The 22,419-nt window shown below is 70.3% G+C and carries 16 protein-coding genes; 7 read left to right on the top strand and 9 right to left on the bottom strand.

Annotated elements, in window-relative coordinates:
* Positions 1 to 34 precede the first annotated feature (34 nt).
* Complete coding sequence (locus ACF0H8_RS17820; RefSeq protein WP_395289000.1) at positions 35 to 1,126, top strand: IS630 family transposase; 1,092 nt, start codon at positions 35 to 37, stop codon at positions 1,124 to 1,126.
* Here ACF0H8_RS17820 and ACF0H8_RS17825 read toward each other — a convergent pair.
* Together ACF0H8_RS17825 and mfd are read right to left on the bottom strand one after the other, a co-directional pair.
* Entirely contained in the window at positions 1,082 to 1,369 is a 288-nt protein-coding gene (locus ACF0H8_RS17825) for a sodium:proton antiporter (RefSeq protein WP_395290214.1), read from the bottom strand. The two genes, ACF0H8_RS17820 and ACF0H8_RS17825, sit on opposite strands and share 45 nt — an antisense overlap.
* Positions 1,291 to 4,911 carry a transcription-repair coupling factor gene (gene mfd / locus ACF0H8_RS17830; protein ID WP_395290215.1) on the bottom strand — a complete coding sequence of 1,207 codons (3,621 nt, stop codon included), beginning with the start codon at positions 4,909 to 4,911 and terminating at the stop codon, positions 1,291 to 1,293. The genes ACF0H8_RS17825 and mfd overlap by 79 nt, the downstream gene beginning before the upstream one ends.
* 393 nt (positions 4,912 to 5,304) lie before the next feature.
* Here mfd and ACF0H8_RS17835 point away from each other — a divergent pair.
* Together ACF0H8_RS17835 and ACF0H8_RS17840 are read left to right on the top strand one after the other, a co-directional pair.
* Positions 5,305 to 6,202 (top strand): IS5 family transposase gene (locus tag ACF0H8_RS17835; protein ID WP_395290924.1). Its coding sequence is split into 2 segments (ribosomal slippage): positions 5,305 to 5,640 and positions 5,642 to 6,202, totalling 897 coding nucleotides; the frame shifts between segments, so codons are not numbered across the junction.
* Positions 6,203 to 6,267: 65 nt separating this feature from the next.
* Positions 6,268 to 6,516 carry an SCO4226 family nickel-binding protein gene (locus ACF0H8_RS17840; RefSeq protein ID WP_395290216.1) on the top strand — a complete coding sequence of 83 codons (249 nt, stop codon included), beginning with the start codon at positions 6,268 to 6,270 and terminating at the stop codon, positions 6,514 to 6,516.
* A 136-nt stretch (positions 6,517 to 6,652) separates the two neighbouring features.
* On the opposite strand, the gene ACF0H8_RS17845 is transcribed toward ACF0H8_RS17840, so the two are convergent.
* Together ACF0H8_RS17845 and ACF0H8_RS17850 are read right to left on the bottom strand one after the other, a co-directional pair.
* Positions 6,653 to 7,261 (bottom strand): DUF2231 domain-containing protein, encoded by a 609-nt coding sequence (locus ACF0H8_RS17845; protein ID WP_395290217.1) that lies wholly within the window; start codon positions 7,259 to 7,261, stop codon positions 6,653 to 6,655.
* A gap of 196 nt (positions 7,262 to 7,457) precedes the next feature.
* Positions 7,458 to 9,431 carry an ABC transporter ATP-binding protein gene (locus tag ACF0H8_RS17850; protein ID WP_395290218.1) on the bottom strand — a complete coding sequence of 658 codons (1,974 nt, stop codon included), beginning with the start codon at positions 9,429 to 9,431 and terminating at the stop codon, positions 7,458 to 7,460.
* 147 nt (positions 9,432 to 9,578) lie between these two features.
* Between ACF0H8_RS17850 and ACF0H8_RS17855 the strand changes: the two genes are divergently transcribed.
* The 3 genes from ACF0H8_RS17855 (at position 9,579) to ACF0H8_RS17865 (ending at position 12,653) form a co-directional block, all read left to right on the top strand.
* Positions 9,579 to 10,526 carry a sulfite exporter TauE/SafE family protein gene (locus ACF0H8_RS17855; protein ID WP_395290219.1) on the top strand — a complete coding sequence of 316 codons (948 nt, stop codon included), beginning with the start codon at positions 9,579 to 9,581 and terminating at the stop codon, positions 10,524 to 10,526.
* Positions 10,523 to 11,752 (top strand): adenylyl-sulfate kinase, encoded by a 1,230-nt coding sequence (gene cysC, locus ACF0H8_RS17860; protein ID WP_395290220.1) that lies wholly within the window; start codon positions 10,523 to 10,525, stop codon positions 11,750 to 11,752. Before ACF0H8_RS17855 ends, cysC begins: the two co-directional genes overlap by 4 nt.
* A gap of 94 nt (positions 11,753 to 11,846) precedes the next feature.
* On the top strand, positions 11,847 to 12,653 hold the full coding sequence (locus ACF0H8_RS17865) for a hypothetical protein (protein WP_395290221.1): 807 nt from the start codon (positions 11,847 to 11,849) through the stop codon (positions 12,651 to 12,653).
* 458 nt (positions 12,654 to 13,111) lie between these two features.
* Here the strand turns inward: ACF0H8_RS17865 and ACF0H8_RS17870 are convergent, their stop codons facing one another.
* Together ACF0H8_RS17870 and ACF0H8_RS17875 are read right to left on the bottom strand one after the other, a co-directional pair.
* Entirely contained in the window at positions 13,112 to 13,861 is a 750-nt protein-coding gene (locus tag ACF0H8_RS17870; protein ID WP_395290222.1) for a WecB/TagA/CpsF family glycosyltransferase, read from the bottom strand.
* A 36-nt stretch (positions 13,862 to 13,897) separates the two neighbouring features.
* Complete coding sequence (locus tag ACF0H8_RS17875; protein ID WP_395290223.1) at positions 13,898 to 17,302, bottom strand: fibrinogen-like YCDxxxxGGGW domain-containing protein; 3,405 nt, start codon at positions 17,300 to 17,302, stop codon at positions 13,898 to 13,900.
* Positions 17,303 to 17,510: 208 nt separating this feature from the next.
* Here ACF0H8_RS17875 and ACF0H8_RS17880 point away from each other — a divergent pair, with 208 nt between their 5' ends.
* Positions 17,511 to 18,779 carry a hypothetical protein gene (locus ACF0H8_RS17880; protein ID WP_395290224.1) on the top strand — a complete coding sequence of 423 codons (1,269 nt, stop codon included), beginning with the start codon at positions 17,511 to 17,513 and terminating at the stop codon, positions 18,777 to 18,779.
* A gap of 54 nt (positions 18,780 to 18,833) precedes the next feature.
* On the opposite strand, the gene ACF0H8_RS17885 is transcribed toward ACF0H8_RS17880, so the two are convergent.
* From ACF0H8_RS17885 to ACF0H8_RS17895, 3 genes are all read right to left on the bottom strand, one after another.
* Positions 18,834 to 19,523 (bottom strand): family 16 glycosylhydrolase, encoded by a 690-nt coding sequence (locus tag ACF0H8_RS17885; protein ID WP_395290225.1) that lies wholly within the window; start codon positions 19,521 to 19,523, stop codon positions 18,834 to 18,836.
* Between the two features lie 285 nt (positions 19,524 to 19,808).
* Positions 19,809 to 20,711, bottom strand: a complete 903-nt coding sequence (locus ACF0H8_RS17890) for a sulfotransferase (RefSeq protein WP_395290226.1) — start codon at positions 20,709 to 20,711, stop codon at positions 19,809 to 19,811.
* Positions 20,712 to 20,751: 40 nt separating this feature from the next.
* The gene (locus ACF0H8_RS17895; protein ID WP_395290925.1) at positions 20,752 to 22,260 is read right to left on the bottom strand and encodes an oligosaccharide flippase family protein; all 1,509 of its coding nucleotides are present in this window, start codon (positions 22,258 to 22,260) and stop codon (positions 20,752 to 20,754) included.
* Positions 22,261 to 22,419 lie beyond the last annotated feature (159 nt).

Raw genomic sequence — 22,419 nt, forward strand, 5'->3', positions numbered from 1 at the left:
CCAGAAATGCACTGGATAAGTCGTAGACTGGGGTATGCCTCGTTCTGGGCGTCCCAAAGCCGAGTTGGTCTTGTCCGCTGACGAGCGCGCGCAGCTGGTGAGGTGGTCGCGCCGGGCGAAGTCCTCGCAGGCGCTGGCGCTGCGGGCGCGGATCGTGCTGGCATGCGCGGAGGGCTTGGACAACAAGACGGTTGCGGCGCGGTTGGGATGCGCGGCGGCCACGGTGGGCAAGTGGCGGGCCAGGTTCGTCGAGCAACGCCTCGATGGGCTCGGTGACGAGCCGCGGCCGGGACGGCCCCCGGTGATCAGTGCCGACCAGGTCGAGGATGTCGTGGTCGCAACCTTGGAGTCGACGCCGAAGAACGCGACGCACTGGTCGCGGGCGAAGATGGCCGAGCGCACCGGGCTGAGCAAGTCCACGATCGGGCGGATCTGGAGGGCGTTCGACCTCAAGCCGCACCGGGCCGAGGGGTTCAAGATCTCCAACGACCCGCTGTTCGTGGAGAAGGTCTACGACATCGTGGGGCTGTACCTCAATCCCCCCGAGGCCGCGGTCGTGCTGTGCGTGGACGAGAAGTCCCAGGTGCAGGCGCTGGCCCGGTCCCAGCCGGCGTTCCCGATGATGCCCGGCATGCCCGAGAAACGCACCCATGACTACGTCCGCCACGGCACCACCAGCCTGTTCGCGGCGCTCAACATCGACGACGGCACGGTGATCTCCAGCCTCCACCGGCGCCACCGGGCGAGCGAGTTCAAGAAGTTCTTGACCAAGATCGACGACCAGATCCCCGACGATCTCGACGTGCACCTGGTCTGCGACAACTACGGCACCCACAAGCACCCGACGGTGACGAAGTGGCTTGAGGCGCACCCGAGGTTCCACATGCACTTCACCCCCACCTACTCCTCCTGGATCAACCAGGTCGAGCGGTTCTTCGCCTACGTCACCGCCGACCTCCTCCAGCGATCCGACCACCGCAGCGTCCAGGCCCTCGAGGCCGACATCCGCACATGGGTCAAGGCCTGGAACGAGGACCCCAAGCCCTTCGTGTGGACCAAGACGGCCGAACAGATCCTCGACTCACTCCGAAGACTTCTTCAACGAACTACTGGCGCAGGACACTAGAAGAAGATCAACGTGTCGAGGATGGATGCCGACGAAGATGATCGCCACCCTCTTGATCGGCCCCCAGGTGAAGCCGTTGGCGGTGCGCAGGCGCTGGTTGGTGGTGCGGTACGCGAGCACCGCCGCGGACAGGATGATGGCGTCGCGGATGGGCGTCCGGTCGCCTACTTCGCCGCGGTGCCCACCGCCGCTGCTGCGGCGACGGAGCCGCCCAGCACGCCGTCGATGAGCTCGCCCACCCACTCCATGAGCGCGACGTCCTTGAGCGGCTTGCCGCCCAGCCGCGCCGTCATCGGGTAGGGCACCAGGACGGCGCGCACCGCCGGCTTGAGCACCGTGCCGGGGTAGAGCCGCTTGAGCCGCAGCTGGGCGGACTCGGCCAGCTCGACCGGCGCGAACCGCACGTACTTGCCCTGCGCGGTGATGTCCGTCAGCCCGGCCGCGCGGGCCTTCTGCCGGAGGGCGGCGACGGCGAAGAGCCGCTCGACGGGCTCGGGCACCGGGCCGTAGCGGTCGGTGAGCTCCTCGCGCACGGCGGCGATGGCGGCGTCGTCGCCGGCCGCGGCGATCTTGGCGTAGGCCTCCAGGCGCAGCCGCTCGTGGGCGATGTACTCGTGCGGCACGTGGGCGTCGATGGGCAGCTCGATCTTGACGTCGACCTTCTCGGTCTCCTTCTCGCCCCGGTACTCCGCGACGGCGTCGGAGACCATCCGCACGTACAGGTCGAAGCCCACCCCGGCGATGTGTCCCGACTGCTCGCCGCCCAGCAGGTTGCCCGCGCCGCGGATCTCCAGGTCCTTCATCGCCACCTGGATGCCCGCGCCCAGGTCGGTGTGTGCGGCGATGGTCGCGAGGCGGTCGTGCGCCGTCTCGGTGAGCGGCTTCTCCGGCGGGTAGAAGAAGTACGCGTACGCGCGCTCCCGGCCGCGGCCCACGCGCCCGCGCAGCTGGTGCAGCTGGGACAGGCCGAGCTGGTCGGCCCGGTCGACGACAAGGGTGTTGGCGTTGGAGATGTCCAGGCCGGTCTCGACGATGGTGGTGCACACCAGGACGTCGAACTCCTTGTTCCAGAAGTCCTGGATGACCTTCTCGAGCTGGTGCTCGTTCATCTTCCCGTGCGCCACCGCCACGCGGGCCTCGGGCACGAGCTCGTTGATGCGGGCGGCGGCCTTGTTGATCGACTGCACGCGGTTGTGGACGAAGAACACCTGGCCCTCGCGCAGCAGCTCCCGGCGGATCGCGGCGGCGACCTGCTTCTCCTCGTAGGCGCCCACGAACGTCAGCACGGGGTGCCGCTCCTCCGGCGGTGTGGCCAGCGTGGACATCTCCCGGATGCCGGTGATGGCCATCTCCAGGGTCCGCGGGATCGGGGTGGCGGACATGGCCAGGACGTCGACGTTCGTGCGCAGCTGCTTGAGCGTCTCCTTGTGCTCGACGCCGAAGCGCTGCTCCTCGTCGATGACGACCAGGCCCAGGTCCTTGAAGTGCACCTCGCCGGTGAGCAGGCGGTGGGTGCCGATGACGACGTCGACGGTGCCCTTGCTGACGCCGTCGCGCACGGCGGCGGCCTCCGCGTCGGTCTGGAACCGGGAGAGCGCCTTGACGGTGATCGGGAAGCCCGCGTAGCGCTCGGAGAAGGTGTCCAGGTGCTGCTGGACCAGCAGCGTGGTGGGCACCAGCACCGCGACCTGCTTGCCGTCCTGGACGGCCTTGAAGGCCGCCCGCACGGCGATCTCGGTCTTGCCGTAGCCGACGTCGCCGCTGATGAGGCGGTCCATCGGGGTGGGCTTCTCCATGTCCGCCTTGACCTCGTCGATGGTGACGAGCTGGTCGGGGGTCTCCATGTGCGGGAAGGCCTCCTCCAGCTCGCGCTGCCAGGGGGTGTCGGGCAGGAAGGCGTGGCCCTTGGTGGCCATGCGGGCGGCGTAGAGGCGGATGAGCTCGGCGGCGATCTTCTTGACGGCCTTCTTGGCGCTGGCCTTCGTCTTCGCCCAGTCCGAGCCGCCCAGCTTGTTCAGCGTGGGCGCCTCCCCGCCGGTGTACTTGGTGACCTGGTCCAGGGAGTCGCTCGGGACGTACAGCCGGTCGCCCGGCTGGCCGCGCTTGGAGCTGGCGTACTCGATGACGAGGTACTCGCGGGTGGTGGCGTCCCGCCCCGCGCCGACGGTTCGCTGGACGAGCTCGACGAACCGGCCGACGCCGTGCTGCTCGTGCACCACGTAGTCCCCGGCGCGCAGCGCGAGAGGGTCGACGACGTTGCGGCGGCGCGAGGGCATGCGGCGCATGTCCCGGGTGGAGGTGCCGGCGCGGCCGGTGATGTCGGCCTCGGAGAGCAGGGCGAGGCGCAGCCCGGGCGCGACGAAGCCACGGCCGCTGCTCGCCGTCGTCACCAGCACGACGGAGGCCGGGGGCTCCTCGGCGATCTCGTCGACGATGCGGGCGGGCACGTCGGCGGCGGTCAGCTGCTCGGTCATGCGCCGGCCCGGGCCGGGGCCCTCGGTGGCCAGGATGATCCGCCAGCCGTCGTGCACGAGCTGAGCCAGATCCTTCAGGGCCTTCTCGACGTCGCCGTTGTAGCGCTCGACGTCCCGGGCGCCGACCGCGAGCGCCGATCCTGCCGCGCCGTCGCCGTCGCCGTCGGCGTCCTCGTCGGCGAATTCCGCGAGGCCGGCGTCGGTGGGCAGCGAGGACAGCGACCACCAGCCGAGCCCGCGGGTGAGGGCGAGCGCCCGGGCCTCGGCGAGGTCGGCGAAGGAGGCGGCGCGCAGGTCCAGCGGGGTCTTGCCGCCCTGGGCGGCGGAGGCCCAGGCCGCGGCGAGGAACTCCTCGGTGGTGGAGACGAGGTCGTGGGCGCGCCGGCGGATGCGCTCGGGATCGGAGAGCGCCACGAGGGAGCCCTCGGGCACGAGGTCGAGGACCGGCTGCATGCCGTCCACGAGGGCGGGCGCCAGGGACTCCATGCCCTCCACCGCGATGCCGTGCCCCATCTTCTCGAGCATGTCCGCGGCGCCGGGCAGGTCCTCCACCAGCGCGAGCGCGCGGGCGCGGACCTTGTCGGTGAGCAGCAGCTCGCGGCACGGCGGGGCCCACAGCCCGTGCCCGGCCAGCTCGAGGGAGCGCTGGTCGGCGACGGCGAACCAGCGGATCTCCTCGACCGTGTCACCCCAGAACTCGATGCGCATGGGGTGGTCCTCGGTGGGCGGGAAGACGTCGAGGATGCCGCCGCGCACGGCGAACTCCCCGCGCCGCTCCACCATGTCCACGCGGGTGTAGGCCGCGGCGGCCAGGTCCGCGGCGACCTGCTCGAGGTCGACCTCCTGCCCCACCTCCAGGGACACCGGCTCGAGCTCGCCGAGGCCCGTGACGACCGGCTGCAGCAGCGCGCGCACCGGCATGACGAGCACCCTGATGGGCCCCGACTGCCCGCCCGCGGTGGGGTGGGCGAGGCGCCGGAGCACGGCCAGGCGCTTGGCGACGGTGTCGCTGCGCGGCGACAGCCGCTCGTGCGGCAGGGTCTCCCAGGCGGGGAAGACGGCGACGTCGTCGTCCGGGAGGTAGTTGCGCAGGGCGGTGGCGGCCTCGTCGGCCTCCCGGCCTGTGGCGGTCACGAGGACCACCGGGCGGGCCTTCTCCCCCGTCGTGATCTCGGTGACCAGCGGGGCCCGCACGCCCAGGGCGGCGGTGACCTTGACCTCGGGCGCGAGCACCGGTTGGTGCGCCAGCTCCACGGCGGAGGCGACGGCCGGGTCGGTGCGCAGCAGCGGGAGCAGTCCGGTGAGCTTCATGGGTCCTTCACGACGGCAGGCGGCAGGGGCGCGCTCGGCGTCTCCGGACGGCCGGGACAGGCAGCACGCAAGCCCCGCATCCGGGAGGAGGCGGGGTCCGCGACGAGTCTACGTTCGGCACGGCGCGGCCACATCCGGCCGTGTCGAAGGGCACATGCGGAGGGCAGATGGAGAACACCGGTGCTGCTCCCGCGGTGGTCGCTGTTACCACCGTGGGCGGCACGACGAGCAGCATGAACCACAGCGGGATGATCGAGGCGCGCACGGCCAGGCAGCCGAGGCTCACGGCCCATTGACACCCCTCTCCAGGCTCCAGAGAATTCCTGTGCCAGGGCAGAACCGACTAGGGCGTGTCTCCCAATAGTCGAGCCGTTGGGCTGAAACGCTGCGGTGGTGTCACGTTATGCCGTGCTGACGGATGCCCAGTGGGAGTTGATCGAGCCGTTGATGCCGTCCTCGGAGGGCCGTCGGGGACGGCGGTTCCGGGACCACCGCGCGGTGGTGGAGGGCATCGTCTACCGCTACCGCACCGGGATCGCCTGGCGGGACCTGCCCGAGTGCTTCGGCCCGTGGCAGACGGTGTGGAAGCGGCACCGCCGCTTCAGCGGCGACGGGACCTGGGACAAGATCCTCACCGCCCTGCTCGCGCAGGCGGATGCGGCCGGACTGGTCAACTGGGAGGTGTCGGTGGACTCCACGATCAACCGTGCCCACCAGCACGCCACGAACCTCCCGAGGGACACAGGGGGAGCTGTCGAATTACATGAAACCCGGCGAGGAGCCGCCTGATCACGCCATCGGCCGCTCCCGCGGCGGACTGAGCACGAAGATCCACCACGTCTGCGACGGCAACATGCGCCCGCTGGTGATGGTGCTCGGACCCGGGCAGGGCGGGGACTCGCCAATGTTCGAGCACCTGATGAACTCTGTGCGCGTGCCCCGGCTGGGTCCTGGGCGGGCCCGGACCACGCCGGTGCGGGCCCTGGCCGACAAGGCCTACTCCTCCCGGGCGAACCGGGCGCTGCTGCGCCGGCGCGGCATCCAGGCCGTCATCCCCGAACGCTCCGACCAGATCGCCAACCGCAAGCGCCGCGGTTCCAAGGGCGGCCGGCCCGTCACCTACGACGAAGAGGCCTACAAGCGGCGCAACGTCGTCGAACGCTCCTTCAACGTCTTCAAGCAGTGGCGCGCCCTGGCCACCCGCTACGACAAGCTCGCGCTGACCTACCGCGGCGGCGTCGTCCTGCGAGCGATCACCATCTGGCTCAACGCATTAAGAGACACGCCCTAGTGCGGTCGACCCGTTCGGCGGCTCTTCGGGTGTCTGCACGGTGCCTCATGGGAAGAAGGTCCAAGATGCCGCAGTTCATGGACGTGCACACCCACATGGTCGGAGTGACCGCCGAGGAGCTCGCCGCGGCGCACCAGGCGGACGTGGAGATCCAGGGCGACGAGGGGGTCGATTTCCAGCACGCGTGGGCAGATCCCAGGACCGGACATGTCTTCTGTCTGTCCGAGGCTCCAAGCGCCGACGCCGTTCGGCGTATCCACGAGCGGACCGGCCATCCCGCCGACGAGGTGCACGAGATCACCGTGACGGCATGACTACGCTCCGAGCGCCCGGGGCACCGTCACGACGACTGCAGGAGCGCGGCCCTGCTGGACGGACGGGCGGGTAGCTGCCCCCGCCCGCCCGGCAGCGACCCTCGTGGCCGCGGCGGCACTGCTCGGCGCTCGCTCGTCAGCTCGCGGCTCCCAGTTCCTGGAAGGTGCTCGGCGCGGACTGGCCCTCGGCGACGCCGCCCCAGACGGACCGGGCGCCGCTGTCGCCGACCCGGTAGACCTGGAAGCCCGCGGCGAGCGCGGCGACCAGCGCAAGGACCGCGACCAGGGTGCTAACGCCCCGGCTCGCGCGGGCCGCCGGGCGGTAGCCCGTGCCCGTGAGCCCCTCGCGTGCCGGCTCCCCCGCGGCCACCGGACCGCGCCGTGCCGCGCCGACGGGGGCGACGGCCTGGTGCGGCGCCCGGCGGCGTTCCCTCCGGTCGACCACGACGAGCAGCCAGAGCAGCACCGCGAGAGGCAGCACGTACCAGAACAGCTGCTGACCAAGGGCCTGGTGCGCACCGTCCGGCGGCCCCACACGCCGCATCAGCGCCAGGCCGCTCCGCGTCGCCACCGGGATCACCGCCAGCGCCGCGGTGGCGAGCAGGGCGACGACCGGGGCGTAGGGGCGCCTCCATCGCGGCACCGCCGCGACGGCGATGGTCCCGACCGCGGCGAGCGGGATCAGCACCACCACGGCGTGCACCACGAGGACGTGCAGTGGCAGACCCTGGACGACGTCGAACATGTCAGCCCCTCTCGGTCGTCCTGGGATACGCGCTGAGCCGCTGGTGGGATTGGGTGGGCTCTGTCGGCATCACCGGCGCGCCTGCAGATATCACGACTCGCACGACGCCATGGTGCTCGGTAGGCAGTACACACGACGAGACGTCCCGGGGAGATCAAGCCACCGCTCGGCTGTCAGGGCCGGCGCGGCGTCCCGGTCAGGCGTCCTGGGTGGCGAATTGCGTCTCGTAGAGGTCCGCGTACAGCCCGCCGGCGGCGAGAAGCTCGGCATGCGTACCTCGCTCGACAACCCGACCGGCGTCGATGACGGCGATCGAGTCCGCCTTGCGGACGGTGGACAACCTGTGCGCGATCACGATCGAGGTGCGCCCGATCATCGCCGAGTCCAGCGCGAGCTGGACCGCCGCCTCCGACTCAGAATCTAGGTGCGCCGTCGCCTCGTCCAGCACCACAACGCGCGGGGAACGAAGTAGCAACCGAGCGATGGCGACCCGCTGCTTCTCGCCGCCGGAGAGGCGGTGGCCCCTGTCACCGACGACGGTGTCCAGCCCCTCGGGCAGCCGCTGGATCAGCCCTTCCACGTGCGCGGCGCGAAGGGCGGCATGGAGCTCGTCGTCAGTGGCATCGGGGTGCGCGTAGAGCAGGTTGGCGCGGACGGTGTCGTGGAAGAGGTGGGCGTCCTGTGTCACCACGCCCACCGCCTCGTGCAGGCTCGCCTGCCGGACGCGGCGCACGTCCATCCCGCCCACGAGGACCGTTCCCGAGGTGGGGTCATAGAGCCGGGCGACCAGGGTGGACAGGGTCGTCTTGCCGGCCCCGGAGGGCCCGACGAGGGCCAGCATCGACCCGGCCTCCACGGACAAGCTGATGCCCCGAAGGACCTCCCCCGATGACGGAGCCGCGGGGAGGGCCGGGTCGGGCTGGCCGTCGAACCGGCCGTTCGAAGCGTGGACGACACGGGTGCCGCCCGCCGCGGGCTGAGACGTCGCCGTGCCTCCTTCCAGAGAGCGAAGGCCCACCTTGTCGGCGGCGGGGTAGGCGAAGTGGACGTCATCCAGCTCGACCGACAAGGGCCCCGGCGGGAGGTTGACGGCGTCGGTCGCGTCGGTGATGAGCGGTTTGAGGTCGAGCACCTCGAAGACGCGCTCAAAGCTCACGAGCGCGCTCATCACGTCGACCTGGACGCTACTCAGGGCCGTGACAGGTCCGTACAGACGGCCCAGCAACCCGGCGAACGCGACGAGCGTGCCGACCGTGACCTCGCCCTCGATCGCGAGCACGCCTCCGACCCCGTAGACCAGTGCCGTCGCCAGCGACGCCATAGCTGCTAGCGCGGCGAAGAAGACACGGCTGGACATGGCGGTCCGGATACCGATGTCCCGTACGTCGGCGGCCTTGGAGCCGAACTCCGCCTGCTCTTGCTCAGGTGTGCCGAAAATCTTGACGAGAAGCGCGCCTCCGACATTGAACCGCTCGGTCATCCGGTTCCCGAGCTCGGCATTGAGCTCCATGTCACGGCGGTTGAGCGCTGCCAGGCGGCGTCCCACGCGACGTGCGGGGAGCAGCAGCGCCGGCACCACCAGCAGCGCGACGAGCGTGATCTGCCAGGAGAGCACGAGCATGGTACCCAGCACCACCGCCACGGATATCACGTTGGAGACGACGCCGGAGAGCGTGGTGGTAAAGGCACGCTGGGCGCCGATCACGTCGGAGTTCAGCCGGGTGACGAGCGAGCCGGTCTGGCTACGGGTGAAGAAGGCGATCGACTGCTGCTGCACGTGAGCGAAGACGTCCGTGCGAAGGTCGTAGATGAGGCCCTCACCGATGCGCGCCGAGAACCACCGTTGAACCAGGTTCAGCGCGGCCTCCGCGACGGCGACCACAGCCACCAACCCCGCGAGCAGGACCACCAGCCTGCGGTCACCCCGGCTGACGCCGTCGTCGATGATGCGCTGCAGCAGCAGCGGCGTGGCCACTACGAGCAGGGCGCCAAAGACTACCAACAGCAAGAAGGCTGCTATCTGGAAGCGGTAGGGCCGTGCATACTCCATGACCCTCCGGGTGGTCCCGAGCTTGAGCCGGTGGTCCTTGATCGAGGAGTCTTGCCGCAGGGTGCGCGCGAAGCCGCCGGGCCCACCCATGTGGCCCCCGCCCATGCCCCCCACACTCATCGTTTTCCTCCTCCCGGCCTCGCGGGTTTGACCCGGTATCCGCCCGGCCACTCACGCGGTCCGCAAGAGAGATCTTGCGGATTGCTTACGGGCGCCGGCGCGTCAAACCCCCCGATGGTACGTCTGGCGGTGGGCACCCTTGCGCCCATGGACTTGACGCTGATCCTCGCTGCGGCGGGCATCGGGCTTGTGGTCGGCCTCACCGGGATGGGGGGCGGTGCCCTGATGACCCCGGTGCTCGTGCTCTTCTTCAACGTGCCGCCGCTGGCGGCCGTCTCGAGTGATCTGGTTGCCAGTGCCGTGATGAAGCCCGTCGGGTCCGTCGTGCACCTGCGTCATGGGACGGTGAACCTGCAGCTGGTGAAATGGCTGTGCGTCGGTTCAGTGCCGGCAGCCTTCCTCGGAGTCATCGTGCTCAAGCAGCTCGGGACCGGGGAGTCGGTGCAGGAGATCATCAAGACGGCTCTGGGTCTCGCGTTACTGATCACAGCCGCGGGGCTCACCGTCAGGGCCTACCTCCGGCTCGTCGAGAGAGCTCGACGCCGTGACGGGACGGCGCCCGCCCTGCCCCAGGACCGACCTGAGGTCCGGGTCAGAATCCCGACCACGATCGCACTGGGGGTCACCGGAGGCCTGATAGTCGGCATGACGTCCGTCGGCTCCGGCTCCCTCATCATCATCGGCCTGATGATGCTCTACCCGGGCCTGAAGGCGAGCCAGCTCGTGGGGACCGACCTCGTCCAAGCGGTCCCCCTGGTTGCGGCTGCTGCTCTGGGCCACGTCCTGTTCGGCGACTTCGACCTGGGCGTGACGCTCCCGCTGCTTATCGGCAGCATCCCGGGCGTGTACCTGGGTGCACAGCTTTCTTCCCGGCTCACTGGCGGGTTCATCCGTCGGGCGCTGGCGTTCGTGCTCCTCGCCTCCGCGCTGAAGATGCTCGGCGTCGGCAACGGGGCGACGGCGGGGGCCCTCCTGCTTGCCCTGCTGCTCGGCCCGTCGCTGTGGATGGTGGTCAGACGGCGGCACGGGTTCCCGGCGCTGGCCGTCACCGAGAAGCGCAGCTCGCAGGCGCAGCGAGCAGGGGTGGCGCGATGAGCAAGGCGGTACCGCTCGCGCTGCCCCGGCACGTTCTCCGGCCGGAGGAGCTCGCCGTCCTCGAGCTGATGCTGGGAGGACTGCTCGCCCCCGCCGATGCCTACTGCCTACCCGGTCAGGGGCCGGCGGACTGGCCGGCGCATCCGACTCTGCGCGTGCCGCCCGAAGTCGCCTCCCGCGCCACGCTGGCCGGCGGCCTGCTCCTCACCGACCCTCAGGGCACTCCTCTCGCACAGCTCCGGCCGACCGCCACCGCTCATGAGGACGGCGAGGTCTGGCTGGCGGGGCAGGCCGCGCGCGAACGCCGCGCCGAGCACGGCCCGGCGCGGCGTCGACGCATCACCGCGCCGGTGCCGTCCGAGCACGAACGACCCGCGCTGGTGGCCATCTTTCATGCAGAACCCACCGGGCCACAGGTTTCGGAACTGAGCGCGCACCCCGGAGTGCGCAACGGTCGCGTGCTCGTGGTGCTCGTGGCACTGGCGGGGAGCCCCGAGGAGCAGCGGGCCCCGGCCGTGCTCGCCACACTCGATGCCTCGATGACGCACCTGCCCGACGCAGAGGTCCGGCTACTCGTCGTCCCGGCCGAGGCCGCCGCACCCACGGTCCTGAAGCACGTGCTCACCCGTCTGGCGCACGGCGCGCAGGTGCTGACCTTTCCGACCCCGTCGGCCACGCCGCACGGGGCCGCAACCGAGGGGACCGTCGTTCTGCTGACCGGGTTGTCCGGCTCAGGGAAATCGACACTCGCGCGGGCGGTGTCCGACGAGCTCCGTACCAAGACGGACCGGTGTGTCACGCTCCTGGACGGCGACGAGGTCCGCCTCATGCTGAGCTCGGGTCTCGGATTCTCGCCGGCCGACCGTGAGCTCAACGTCCGACGGATCGGCTGGGTGGCCGCCCTCGCGGCCCGCCACGGTGGGATCGCGCTCTGCGCACCAATCGCCCCTTACGACGCCGTGCGCCAGGAGGTTCGGGCGATGGCCGAGGAGGCGGGGCGATTCCTCCTCGTGCACGTGGCGACACCCCTCGAGGAGTGTGAGCGGCGTGACCGCAAAGGTCTGTACGCCCAGGCTCGCGCCGGGCTCATACCCGCGTTCACGGGCGTCTCCGACCCGTACGAGGAGCCGGGCGACGCCGATCTGGTGATCGACACCTCCGTCACCACGGCCAAGGATGGCGCGCGACTCGTCACCGAACGGGTGCTCCAGCCAGCGCGGAGGTGAGCATCACGTGTCGGTTTTCGAGTTGCGGACACATGTTAACTGCTGGACGCTCGTCGACACCTGACGTTTATCACAAGGGACCTAGGAGCAACCCATGAGACGCGCCCTGAACTTGCTGGCCACCGCGACGACGATTGCCTGCGCCCTGTCCGGAGGCGTCGCCGCCGGCGCCGCGAAAGACCCCGTCACCGACGCCGTCAGACTCCGCTTCGACGACACCTCCTCCGAGCTCGGTGCCGCCCAGATGGCGGCGACGAACCGCGGATACGCGGAGGTTCGCGCGGAGGTACGCACGTTGAACGGTGGCGCGATGGTCTCCGCGGCTGCGCGTGACGGGCAGGGGCACGCAGTCCGCTTCCCCGCGGCCGGGGAGGATCCCTCCCCGGTGGCCGTCCTCGGCATCTGGAACACCACGAGCGATGACGCGCTCAGCCCGGGAGCGCGTAACTTCGCCTTCGGAGCCGACTTCCGCCTTGATGGGACCCTCGGCGCCTCGGAATTCGACAACGGCGACAACCTCGTCCAGCGCGGGCTCGCCGACGACGCCGGTCAGTACAAGATCGAGATCGACAAGCGGGTGCCGGCATGCTCGGTCGCCGGAACGGCCGGTCATGTCACCGTACGTTCCGAGGTGACCGTGAACACTGAGGGCTGGTATCGCGTGAAGTGCGAACGCTCGGGCAGCACGGTCTCCATCGCCGTCGGTGAGTACGGGCCAGACGGCTCCGTCAGCATGACGAAGAACTCCGTCGAGGCACCCACGGGGCATGTCGCAACGGCGAGCCCGTCCACGCCCATGACGGTCGGCGGAAAGATGACCCCGACGGGCGAGATTGCCACGTGGTCTCCGGACCAGTTCAACGGGCACGTCGACAACGTGTTCCTCCGCATGGACGGCTGATGCGGGACGGCCGTGCGAAGGATTGATCAAGGCCAACGCCACTCAGCGCGAGGTTGCGCTCGGGACCCCTCCGCGTCGCGTCCTTCTCATGCGGAGCGTTGAGTCCGGGGCAAGGGTGGCCCAGGGAGCCACGCTGCGGCCGCGGGGCGCGCGCGACCAAGCCTGGCGCGACCGGGGAACGCCTGAGATCAACCGGCGCACCGCCTCCGGACCGAAGACCTGCCGGGCCGGCGGGCTCTCCCGCCGTGTCCATGCTGACTGCCCGACCGGTCGTGGCCCCGTGCGAAGTTTGGCCGGCCGTGAGGCCGAGAGGCAGGAGCTCCTGAACAGTGGCTTGGGCGGCCGTGCAGTCGGGGCTGTGTACCCCAGCTCCCCATCGGCCGGCCCGGCTCGCCATGCCCCGAGGGCCTCGCGGCCCGGATTCCTCGACCGGCAACTCGACGTCGACGTCGCGGCTCCTACCGATCGCTGAGCCCGGGCAACCGAAGATCGGGACGCAAGACAACCAGCCCCACAAGCTTGAAAGGCTCGATGAGGTAGCGCGACGCCAGCCGTCGCGGGTCAGCGAGCAGCCGGTACCCCCACTCCAGACCGACCCGGCCCAGCCAGCGTGGCGCCAGATGCTGCGTGCCACCGATGTAGTCGATGCAGCCGCCGACGTTGGCGACCGTCTTGCCGACGAGCTCCCCGGAGTGCTCGAGGATCCATGCCTCCTGCCGGGGCATACCCAGTCCGACGATGACCAGGTCGGCCTTTCGCAAGGCGTCTCCCAGGGAATGCTCCTCCTCGGGGTCCCCCTGCCAGCGGAAAGAGAACCCGTCGAACGGCATCCAGGTGACCGCGGGGTGCTTCTCCCGAACCGCGGCGTAGGCGAGCCGGGAGGACTCGGGAGCCCCACCCACCGCGGCGATGGTGATGTCCGTCTCCCGGTCGAACAGGGAGAACAGCCAGTCGGTGCTGCCTATCCGGGTCGCCACCGACAGCCGGCGGCTCCTCAGCCGCGCCAGGAGCCAGATCGGCCAGCCGTCGACGATTACCCAGTCCGCCCTGCGGCAGTACTGCCGGAAGGTGGCATCTGACAGGTAGAGGTACAGGCCGTGCAGGTTGAGGTTGCCGATGACGAACGGCTCTGGGCCGCGATCGGTGTGCGCCACGATGCGGTCCACGACATCGGCCGACGTGCGGGGGTGCACGGGAATTTCGAGCACCGGAAGCCGAACCGAAAGCTCCATCGTCGACCGCCCTCACCGAGCGGGGGCCGCGGTGGCGGTGAGGTCGAAGCTGGCGTCAGGTGTGTTCCGGTAGTTGAGGTGGACCGAGGCGGTGACGACATTCTCCCCGGCGACGAGCAACGAGGCGGGCACCTCGAAGGTGACCGGCGAAGCGCTCGCCGTGCTGGTCCGCCGGGCCGAGTTCGCATAGGTGTTGTGCCCGATCGTTCCGGTGGTCATGTTCGACCGCCCCACCTCGGTGCCGTTGACGTAGACCACCACCCCGTCGTCGGCCACGGTCTGGAGCGTCACCGACCCCACCGCGCCCGGGTCACGAACCGTGAAGGAACGGCGGAAGTAGCTCACGATCGGTTGCGTCGTGCCGTCGGGGACGTCGATGTTCGTCGCCACGCCCGCTGACCCGAAGCCCAGCACGGCCGGGCCCGTCGACCAGGCCGAGTCGTCGAAGTCAGCCCCGGTCCATCCGGCGGCCGGCGCCTGGCTCTGGTACCACCACCGCCACTCCGACCCCGCAGCGATGAGCTCGGGCGAGACCGGCTCCGGCTCCGGCTGCGTCGTGCCGTCGTCGGGCACCGCGGTGGCGGTGAGGTCGAAGCTGGCGTCAGGTGTGTTCCGGTAGTTGAGGTGGACCGAGGCGGTGACGACATTCTCCCCGGCGACGAGCAACGAGGCGGGCACCTCGAAGGTGACCGGCGAAGCGCTCGCCGTGCTGGTCCGCCGGGCCGAGTTCGCATAGGTGTTGTGCCCGATCGTTCCGGTGGTCATGTTCGACCGCCCCACCTCGGTGCCGTTGACGTAGACCACCACCCCGTCGTCGGCCACGGTCTGGAGCGTCACCGACCCCACCGCGCCCGGGTCACGAACCGTGAAGGAACGGCGGAAGTAGCTCACGATCGGTTGCGTCGTGCCGTCGGGGACGTCGATATTCGTCGCCACGCCCGCTGACCCGAAGCCCAGCACGGCCGGGCCCGTCGACCAGGCCGAGTCGTCGAAGTCAGCCCCGGTCCATCCGGCGGCCGGCGCCTGGCTCTGGTACCACCACCGCCACTCCGACCCCGCCGCGATGAGCTCGGGCGAGACCGGCTCCGGCTCCGGCTCCGGCTGCGTCGTGACCAGCGCGAGCGCGGGAGTGCTTGCCGATCGGTTGCCAGCACCGTCCACCGCCCGGACGAAGAAGCGGTCCGCGTCGTCGCGCGGCACTGCGACGGTCGTGGCGTCGGTGACGGCGATGACCCGGTCGTCCCGGAGAACCTCATACCGTGCGCCGCCCCCCACACCCGTCCAGCTCAGCGTCGCCGATGCCCCGTCCTGGGCGACTACCCGCAGGTTCCCGGGCCGGCCGGGTGCCGTGGCGTCCACCTGGGGGAACCGGACGAAGCCACCCGCCCACGAGTTGCCGTTTGCGGTGCGCACGCCGGAGAAGTCGCCGCCTGCCCAAACCGTGCCGTCCGCCGCGCCGAGAATGGCCCACGCCCCGCCCCCCCCGCTGCTGATGACGGGGTTGAACTCGGGCAGGACCTTGCCGGTGTCCGCGTCCCACGCGCCGAACCACCCGATCTTGTCGGCCTGTGTCCAACCGGCCCCCGGTCCGCTGCGCGACCACGTGTACGTGTCGGAGTAGTTCCACTGGTTGCAGTGGCACCCCGCATAGACGACGCCGCGGTCGTCGTCGATGGCCTGGAAGTCCCCCCTGTCGTGGGTGATGTTCCCGGACAACCGCTCGAAGGTCTCTGTCGAGAATGTGAACAGCGAGTGCTCGGAGCCCCCGGACCACACCCGGTCGTCGACCTGCTTGATCGCCTGCTGGTAGTTGCCGGTCGCCTGGCGCTCGGGCCGGAAGTCGCTCCACACCGGCGCCCAGGTCGGCGAGGCCAGCGGGGCGCCCGGCTGGGTCAACACCGCGGCGGCGCGGTATGTCGGCGCGCCTTGCGACGTGCCGAAGTAGCCCCCGGCGTACAGCCGCGTGCCGTCGTCTGACGCATCTACCGAGACCACGGTGCCGTTGAACTCCGGGTTCCACTGCCCGTCCGGGGTGCCGTTCGCGACCGAGACGCGAGCGGCGCTGCGCGCGTACACCGACGCAGCTTGGGAACCGCCGGACAGGTGAGTGAAGGCGCCGCCGAGGTAGACCCAGTCCCCGTCCACCGACAACGTCCGCACCTGCACGGACCCGCCGGTCAGCCGGTTCTCAAGGTTCACGCGCCAGCCGCCGATTGTCGTCCCGCTGAGCGGGTCGAGGGCGACGAGGCCGGCCGCGGGCGCGCCGTTGGCCTGGGTGAACTCACCGCCGACGAGGAGCTGGCCGTTGGGCAGCGCCGCCAGCGCCTTCACGATCCCGTTGACGCCGGGGGTGAAGCCTCGGATGAACTCGCCGGTGGTCGCATTGAACGCGGCGAGGTAGGACTGCTCGACCCGGTTGGTCCCGGTGGCGTTGGCGCCGCGCTGGGCGAACTGGAAGTTCCCGCCGACATACATGACATCACCGATCTCGGCGAAGGCCTGCACCTCAACATTGCCCTCACCGGTGGAGACGCCGTTCGCGTGGCCCGTCACGCCCCAGGGGCTGGCAATGGCTCTCGAACTTGCCATCGGACGGTTCTCGCTCTGGGCCGTCCCCGAGTCCGGGATCGCCGCGAACTGGAGGTCCTGGGACCTCAGCTGCGGACGGATGAACATCTGGGCGAACGGGCGCGCGCTGCCGCCGCCGTTCGTGGCGGACCAGAGGTAGGTCGACGCCGAGTTCTCACCCGTGACCTGGGCCCCGTAGGCCATCCCGCCCGTCCACCGCTGCGCGCTGGTGTACGTGGTCTCTACCCGCGAGTAGGCAGTGTCGGCGCCGAAGCTCGCCGACTGGCCCCCGTCCACCCGTTGCCCGTCGAAGGACGACCAGGCCAGGGGGTGGCCCGCGCCGATGGTCCAGGCCCAGCGGTCGCGGCTGGTGAAGGCGAACCGCACCTCCTGCCACTGGCTCCCGGCGGCGTCCCTGGCCCGCTTGATGCGGATGCCGTCCGTCAGGGAGTCGACCCTCTCACCGCCGAGGAGTGCGTCCACGGTCTTCGAGGGCAGCTGCGCGGTGTCGATCGAGGCGGTCCCGCCGGTGAGCAGATCGCCGGCGTCGCCCTGGCCCTCGTAGTAGGCCTGCCAGCCCTCCCGGCCCTCGCCGATGAGGACCCAGCCACCGCCATCGGTCGTCATGTCGCAGTAGAACTGCTGGGGCGCCTGCAGCTCCGGCGTCAGCAGCCAGTAGGCGCCGTCGGCGGCCGTCGGGTTGAGCTGCTTGACCTCCCAGCACGAGGCTGCGGCGCGGTCCGGGGCGCCTCCGTCGAGGACGACGTCCGCGGCTGCCGACGTGGACAGCAACACGGAGGAGAGGACGATTGCGCCGGCACTTGCGGCGGCGAGAACTTTGGCACGCATCGGGGCTCCCGGCGGGTCAGTGGAGGAGTCTGACCCCGGCTCCACCTCGAGCCGGGGATCGTTCGGCCGACGCTAGATGCGGGCCCTCACCGGCCGAAGGTCGATGACCGGCCCTTGCGGGATGACTGCGGACCCGTTGCGGTCCGCCATGCAGTGACCGGTCATTACTGTCCGGAAAACACCCCGTTGTTGCCGAGGAGGCTGGGCGATGCTGGAACCTCGCCGGACCACACGCGTGCTGAATGGTCGTGGCGGTAGCCCGCTGGACGAGCTCGTTCGTCAGCTGTGGTTGCCCGCTGTCCGGACGGGGCACGCCCGCGTCGTCGTCAACCCGCGCCGGGACCCGAGGTGGACGACGGTGGAGCGCTACCTCGCTGTGCCCAGCGCGCGGCCCAGGTTGCTGGTCGCGGCAGATCGCCCGGCCGTCACCGCCGCCGCGTTCGTCACCTACAAGCGGCTCCGCTCACGGCGTACCCGTTGGGCGCGAACCGGCTACGGCGCGCTGGCACGCACGGGTCTGCTTGGAGGCGCTTCCGCGCTCGAGGTACAAGTCCTCAGCTCCGCGGCGCGGGACGGGACGGCTCCGGACCTGCCCCTGCGATCGATCGGCCGAGAGCTGGGACTTCCGAGGCTGCGTCCCGCGATCGGCGTGCTCGGTGGCAACCGCAAGGTGACCCTCCAGCTGTTCGACGCCGATGGCGAGCCGGTGGGATACGCCAAGACGTCCTGGAACCGCACCACCGCGGACCTGGTGCGGGCCGAGACCGAGGCGCTCCGAGCCGTGGCCTGGCGCACCGGCCGGATCCGGGTGCCGGCCGCGATCGGCGCCGGCGAGTGGGCGGGGCGGCCGTTCGTCGTCACGGCGCCGCTGCCCCGTTCGGTCCGAGCGTTGTCGGACCCGGCGGCGCTCCCGGGGCCGGACACCCTCGCTGATCTGATGCCCGTGCACCGGACGGGCGAGGTCATCGGCACGGGCCATGCTCTCGCGGTACGCCGCCGCCTGGACGCCCTGCCACACGAGGCCGGTACCGAGGCGCTGCGTGGGGCCGTCGAACGGGCGTGGGCAGCCCTCGTCCGGCGCCAAGCGGTGGCGGGGATCGCGACGCGCTGGCACGGCGACTTCGTGCCGTGGAACCTCGCGCGCGAGGGTGCGGACCAGCTGTGGTGCTGGGACTGGGAGTCCTCCGAATCAGACGCCGTGGCCGGTCTGGACGCCGTGCACTGGAACGTCAGCATCCGTCGCGATCGGTCAGCGGGGCCCATGGCACACTTGCCGGGCGCGCTGGCCGCTGCACAGGACCACCTGCGCGCTGCCGGAACGCCCATGGCCAGCTGGCCGGACGTCGCAGCGCTGTACGCCGTCGCGCTGACGGAGCGGGTGTGGACCTACGCGGCTGGCTCGGACGGATGGTCCGACGGGTCGATCACGCCGGGGCAGCTCGTCGAGCTACTGGACGGGGCAGTGGCCAACCTCTGAGACCGGCGTCACTGGTCCGGCTCGACCGGCGGCGCCCGGCGACCTCGTGCTCGATCATCCCGTGTACTCCCACACGCGGACGTAGTCGACGTCGAGGTGCGCCGGCATCTTCGTCAGCTCTGGGCGCTCCGGGTCGGTGTAGCCCATCCACTCATGACCCATCTGGGTGTTGATACGGATGTTGACCCCGGCATCGGTGAACGCTGTGCGGAACCAGGGGTTGTCCGCCGCGGCGGGCGCCCACATCAGCTGGCCGTCGAGGTAGAACCGCATGCCGTCCGGCGTCCACTCGAGCGCCCAGGTGTGGTAATCACCGTCGCTGACGATGTCACCGGCCTTGTGCTCGATCCTGCTGGTGCCGACCTCATGGTTGGTCGACTCGTGGACAGCCATCGAGTAAATGCCGGCGGGGTGCACGTCCTCCCGCTCGTGGGGATCGCCGATGGCCTCCATGATGTCGATCTCACCAGGCCCTGCGGAGTCACGCAGCCAGAAGGCGGGCCAGACGCCCTTCGAGGCACCTTGTCTCACGGGTAGCCGGGCGCGGATCTCCCACCGACCGTATTTCTGGGAGAACGTGCCGATCGAGTCGATGTAGCCGGTCTCGAAGTGCCGCGGCCGCTCGGTGCCCATCACGGGTGCCGGGAGCCGGTCGGTGGTGATCCGCAGGTGGCCGTCCTGGACAGTCACCTGGTCGGCCTCGATCACCGCCTCGTCGTGGGACAGGCGGGTTTCGTCGCGCACCCGCCACCTGGACGCGTCCACGCCTGTCCCGCTGAACTCCTCACGCCAGACCGGCTGCCCCCACCCTGCTAGGTAGGCGTTACCCTCCGACGTGCCCGCGAGCGCGAGTCCACCGGCCACAACCGTCGCGGCAGCCACCACGACCCGGACATGGAGGCGCCCGCTGCCGCGCCGCTTCGCACTGCCGCGCGTCAACGGGAGCACCTCACAGCTTTCCGCCACGCTCTCGCCCCCTCCTCCGGTCGACGCTCACCCGGCGTGCTGTCACGTACCCCGAGAAGGGGATCAGCGGTCGTCGTCCCATCCGAGCGGAAAGCCGACCAGGGACTCCAGCTCGGCGTTGTGCGGGGCGAAGAACTCGGCGAGCTCTCTCCGGACCTCCACCGGCATGGGCGCGCGTGTGCTCGCATTGAACGTGCGGGTGGTCGGCAAGGTGAACGACGGCAGGGACAGGAATGCGGTCACACGGTCGAAGGTCCGCTGGACGTCGGCATACAGGTCCTCCGCGCGCAGCACCAGGACTTGCTCGGCAGGGAATTGTGCGTACCAGTTCCGCAGCTGCGGGACGTACACCCCCCGCTGACGGTAGCTGTAGTAGTCGAAGGCAGGGCTGTAGTACCCCGGGTCGGCCAGCATCCGTTCCAGCTCACCGGCGGTGCGCTCCTCCTCACGGGCCAGCGCCTCCGGGAAGGCGAGCGGCTCGAGCCCGTTGCCGACGCGCTCCTGGTAGTGCGACCACGCACGCTCGACCGGGTCACGCAGCAGGAGAATCGCGCGCACCTCGGGTGCGAGCTCACGGACACGCTGCGCGATCCGCGGGTCCCAGACGTAGTACGGGGAAGCCTCACCGCTCAGCACCCGGTATCCCGTGCGCCGACGCAGGAGCGCCCGGTAGGATTCCGAGGGGAAGTGCGAGCGGTACCACCTCTCACCGCGGCCATAGTTCCGGAAGAAGTAGTCGGTGCTCTTAACGCCGCGTACCTGGGGGAAAAGGCCCCTGATGCCGGGGTGCATCAGCAGGTAGTTGAACATGGACGTGGTCCCGCCGCGCTTCGTCCCGATGACGAGGAAGTCGGGCACCGGTCGTGACGACGCCGTCAGCATCGCGTACCGGCGCGTCACCCCGTTCGCCGCGTCCTTGGCCCATCGCGGGGCGCGGTCCTTCATTCCAAAAACAGCTGCAACCACGACGAACGTCCTTTCACGTGTACTGACGAGGGATGAGGCGTCACTTCCGGCCGGTGAGCACCCTGAGGTCGGCCAGGTGCAGCCGGCGGCGGTCCTTCACGAACCACAACAGGAGGAGGACCCCGGCCCCGGCCGCGGCCGCGGCCAGCGCGCCCAGCGTGTTGCCCAGCAACCACACCGAGATGCCGGCCGGCAGCCCGGCACAGACCGAGGCTAGGCACAGCACGTAGCCGATCCGCGCCACCTGCGCCCGGACTCCGACGAACCTCCACACCTCGGCGGACGCCAGCAACGCGTCCGCAAGCATGCTGAAGGCCCAGACGGCGGCGGCACCAGCGATCCCGAGGACCGGGATGAGCAAGAGGTTCCCCAGCACGTTGACAGCGAGCACCAAGGCCTTGTTGGCAGCGGCCCACCCGCTCCGCCCGCTCATCAAGAGCACCGAATGGATGTTGCCCGCGCACAGGGTGAGGAGCACGCCCACACAGAGTATGCGCAACGCGGAGGCTCCCCCGTCGAAGCCCTCACCGAACAGGGACAGCACAGTCGGGGCGAACACGGCAAGGAGGATGTAGACGGGGGCGCTGAAGAGCATCAACCATGTGGCCGCCACGGAGTACAGGTCCTGCACGTCCTGGGTCCTGTCTTCGTGCAGGAGGTCACTGATGCGTGGCGCGACGACCACCCGCAGCGCGGTGTCGACGATGAGGCCGGCCATCACCACGCGGCTTGCGGCGCCGTAGACCCCAGCGGCCGAAGACCCGGCGATCGCACCGACGAGGATGACGTCCAGCCACAGGATCGACTGCTCGAGCCCTGCCGATATCGTTCTCGGGAGGGCGAATCCGAACACGGCCCGGACCGTGGACCTGTCCGGTACCACACGGCCCCGCTGACCGTGTTCGTGGCGCCGCACCTGGCTCCGCAGGACGACCAGCGCAACGGCGAGCACCGGGACGAACGGCAACGCCCACCCGGCGGCGGCTCCGACCGCTCCGGTTCCCGCAACGACGGCCACCCACACGGCCACCGGCCGCATCGCCGGGAGGGCGACGTTGCCCGCCAGCACGTAGGCGCGCACGCCACCCAGGCCCCGCGTGGCCGAGAGTGCCACCATCGTGACCGCCCCGGCGGGAAGGAACCAGGCGACGATCTCGATCGCCTCGCGCAACGAGGGCGGGGCCGTGCGGTTCGCACCGAGAACGTCTTCCACCAACAACGCCGCCCCGGTGCCGATGAGCGTGCCCGCCACGACCACGGGCAGCAGCAGCGGGAGCAGCGCGCCGCGGATCCGCCGCGGGTCGGTGCGGACGACGCGTGGCAGGTACCAGACCGCCGCTGAATCCATGCCGAGCTTGACCAGGCTGAGCGCGATCATGAAGACGCCCATAGCCTGCAGTACGACGCCGGCCCCTCCGTCCCCCAGGAGTCGTCCGAGGATAACCGTGAGCACGAAGCCCATCAGCGCGCTGAAGGCGGCACCGAGAAATGAGACGGCGCCACCACGGGCCATCTTTCTGGCCTCGGCGGCGCTGCCCTCGGCGGTCATCACCACGGTGCACTCCCCGGCTCACGCGGACCCACCAAGAAAGGGCAGATCAACGAAATGTCGGCTCTCGTTCGGGCCTGGCGGCACGACGGACGCAAATAGCATTCCGCTGTCGGGCGCTCGCCCGTCAGGAACCGCACACTATGACCTCGAGGGCGA

Source organism: Georgenia sp. AZ-5 (assembly GCF_043952095.1).
Lineage (GTDB): Bacteria > Actinomycetota > Actinomycetes > Actinomycetales > Actinomycetaceae > Georgenia.